Source organism: Okeania sp. SIO2F4, from assembly GCF_010672385.1.
Taxonomy (GTDB): Bacteria; Cyanobacteriota; Cyanobacteriia; order Cyanobacteriales; family Microcoleaceae; genus Trichodesmium.
In genome coordinates, this window is the sequence record NZ_JAAHGT010001166.1 from 1 (window position 1) to 2572 (window position 2572).

The following is a 2572-nucleotide window of genomic DNA, read 5'->3' on the forward strand; positions in this document are numbered from 1 at the left end:
ACCATCAAGTTCTATTGGTTTTCGGTGAATTATCAATTGTGAAAGAATCAGACCTACCTTTCTTTTTAAACTTTGGGTATTTTCCTAATCCTTTGAAAAACATGAGTAAACGCTTCACCTAAGTTGATGAAGGCATATTGGTAAACTTTAGATGACAAGTTTTTCATCCAAGGATATAAAGGCTTTGTATGGTTGGTAAAAACCTCTCTTAGCTTTCGAGCATTAGGCTTGTAACCATCAATATATGCAGCATTCCACAAACTTAAACCCCAGTTATAGCACCATCTACTATACCCCGCGTGTTGAGCCATCAGAGTTTTTTGCTGATTATTTAATTTAAGTTTGGTTAATCATGGATTTCATTTATTTGTGAACACAGTCTGTCTAATAGTACGGTTTGTAACGTATTATATCCTTATCCTTTGATTAAGTCAATGCTCCCACATTTGGAGCAAGATAGAACAAGGAAAGGCTTAAATACCTTTATGAGAAAAATTTATTTTAGTTGTAGCCTAAACTCAAACTTTTCCTCGAGCAATGCTTCAATATCACCTATGTAAGTGCAGTGATAATTAACGTGCGCGATCGTGTTTTTATCTGTTCTTCCCAGTGCTTTTCCCAGTCCGTCGATTTCCGTTCTTAGAAACCTATGATTATCTATATAAATCTATGATTATCTAATAGATAGCCTATTCTATTCTTGCTTCAACCTGGCAACGTCGGCGTTATCCAGTCCACAAGCTGATACGGGCGTTCGCGGAACGCGGAGCGTAGCTCTCACTGCCCGCCATAGCTAAATTTAACGCTCTTATCAAGTCTCGGTCGCAGCGAAAATTGCAGTGTTCACAATTAAAAACACGCTCTGATAACAACAGAGACTCTTTTACAGTTCCACAGTTAGAACAGGTTTTAGAACTGGGAAACCATCTATTAACGATGATTAACTCAGCAACCTAATAACTCACACTTGTACTCGCGCCTGTCTACGAAACTCATAAAACCCCATATCGGCAACTGCCTTAGCTAACTTATGGTTTGACATCATTCCTGATACATTAAGGTCTTCTATTACTATTTGACTGTGGTTAAGAGCCAAATAAGTAGTTAGTTTATGCAGTGTATCTTTCCTGATGTTAGCTATTCTCAGCAATGTAACTGAGCTATTTTTAGCTGTGCTTTTTTCCAGTTATTGGAAAATTTGGTTTTATGCCTGCGAGCGGTATTGCAGTCGTGATAGTTTAGATTCTAACTTTTTGTAAGACTTAGCACCAACAAAAACCTCACCAGTAGATAACGTAGCTAGAGATTTTATACCTAAATCTACACCAACTACATCAACTGATTTATCAGTGACTTGAGGCTCTGTTTCTATCTTGAAGCTAATGAACCAACCATCGGCCTTTTTAGTTATAGTTACAGATTTAGGGGTAACATTATCTGGCAATATTTCAAATGTTTTTACCCATCCAATTCGAGGCAGTTTTATACCATTAAAACCTACCGATATTGAACCATCTAAAGTGAAACTATCATCTCTACCTTTTTTCTTGAATTTAGGCATTCCCGACACTTTACTAAAGCAACGTTTCCAAGCTGATGATAAATACCTTAAAGCATATTGAGGTGCTGTCTTAGAAACCTCGTAGTACCAATAGTTTGATGGTTTAACCATTGCTACCAAAAGCTTATGCTTATTCGTTGCAGTAGGAAATTTCAGTTTACTATCAGGATTATTTGAATTGTGCTATGCGGATATTTTTAGTTAACCACAAACCCCAATTATAGGCGTGACGCGCTACACCCGCGTGTTTGGCCAGTAAGGTTTTTTGCTGGTTATTTGGGTACAGTTCAGTTTTGAATCCTAGTAGCATAAAACAGATAATCCCAGATTTTTATAGATAATACCAGATTTTAGCCAACAGTTACAAGCCCTCCATTTCCTGACTCCTTCCCTCCATCTCCTGACTCCTGACTCCTGGTAAAAAATGCGGGTCGCTGACAAAGATACCAAATCAGAGTTTTATATTATACTGTAATGGCTTTGTTGCATAAAAACCTCATAAGCCTGATAAATCAAGCTTTTTTTCAATGAACTTTATTAAGGAAAAATATTGCACAGCAAGGAGTTCAGAATATTCATGCAACAAAGACAATAGTAATTATTTCAGGACTTAAGCATAACCACCATATATAGTAGGGGTTAACGGCCGTTAACCCCTACAGATGGCGTATAATTTCATTTTTTGCGTAAGTCCTGTATTTTATATAATTAATCTAGGTGTAATTCATTACTTTTAGTCTAATTAACTGATGCATAAAATTCTCAACTATCAACTCCTAGAAGAAATCTATGCCAGCGATCGCACGGTTGTGTATCGCGGCTACGCAGAATTATACAAAAAATTAGTCATCCTCAAACTCCCCAACCATCCCTATCCGAATTTCCACGCTAGTTTTACTGTTCCTGATTTTTCTTCTGTATCTAGTTTTCATATTAGATATTCTGATAATTCTTTGTTTCATTTTCGTGGTTCTACTTCTATTTGTTCTTTTTCTGGTTCTGACCCTTTTA

The 2572-nt window shown here is 36.8% G+C and carries 5 protein-coding genes and 1 pseudogene; 1 reads left to right on the top strand and 5 read right to left on the bottom strand.

The window, feature by feature from the left end; genetic code table 11:
* Nucleotides 1-19: 19 nt before the first annotated feature.
* The 5 genes and pseudogenes from F6K22_RS38370 to F6K22_RS38390 form a co-directional block, all read right to left on the bottom strand.
* Nucleotides 20-311: pseudogene (locus F6K22_RS38370) on the bottom strand (helix-turn-helix domain-containing protein); the annotation flags it as partial.
* Nucleotides 312-725: 414 nt separating this feature from the next.
* A complete protein-coding gene (locus F6K22_RS38375) occupies nt 726-941 on the bottom strand; it encodes a zinc ribbon domain-containing protein (protein WP_363275344.1) in 216 nt (71 codons plus the stop codon).
* Between the two features lie 20 nt (nt 942-961).
* Nucleotides 962-1150, bottom strand: a complete 189-nt coding sequence (locus F6K22_RS38380) for a transposase (protein WP_293110138.1) — start codon at nt 1148-1150, stop codon at nt 962-964.
* A 54-nt stretch (nt 1151-1204) separates the two neighbouring features.
* Entirely contained in the window at nt 1205-1672 is a 468-nt protein-coding gene (locus tag F6K22_RS38385; protein ID WP_293110140.1) for an RNA-guided endonuclease InsQ/TnpB family protein, read from the bottom strand.
* A 58-nt stretch (nt 1673-1730) separates the two neighbouring features.
* Complete coding sequence (locus F6K22_RS38390; RefSeq protein ID WP_293110141.1) at nt 1731-1871, bottom strand: helix-turn-helix domain-containing protein; 141 nt, start codon at nt 1869-1871, stop codon at nt 1731-1733.
* 439 nt (nt 1872-2310) lie between these two features.
* Between F6K22_RS38390 and F6K22_RS38395 the strand changes: the two genes are divergently transcribed.
* A partial coding sequence (locus tag F6K22_RS38395; protein ID WP_293110143.1) for a hypothetical protein occupies nt 2311-2572 on the top strand: 262 nt, incomplete at its 3' end.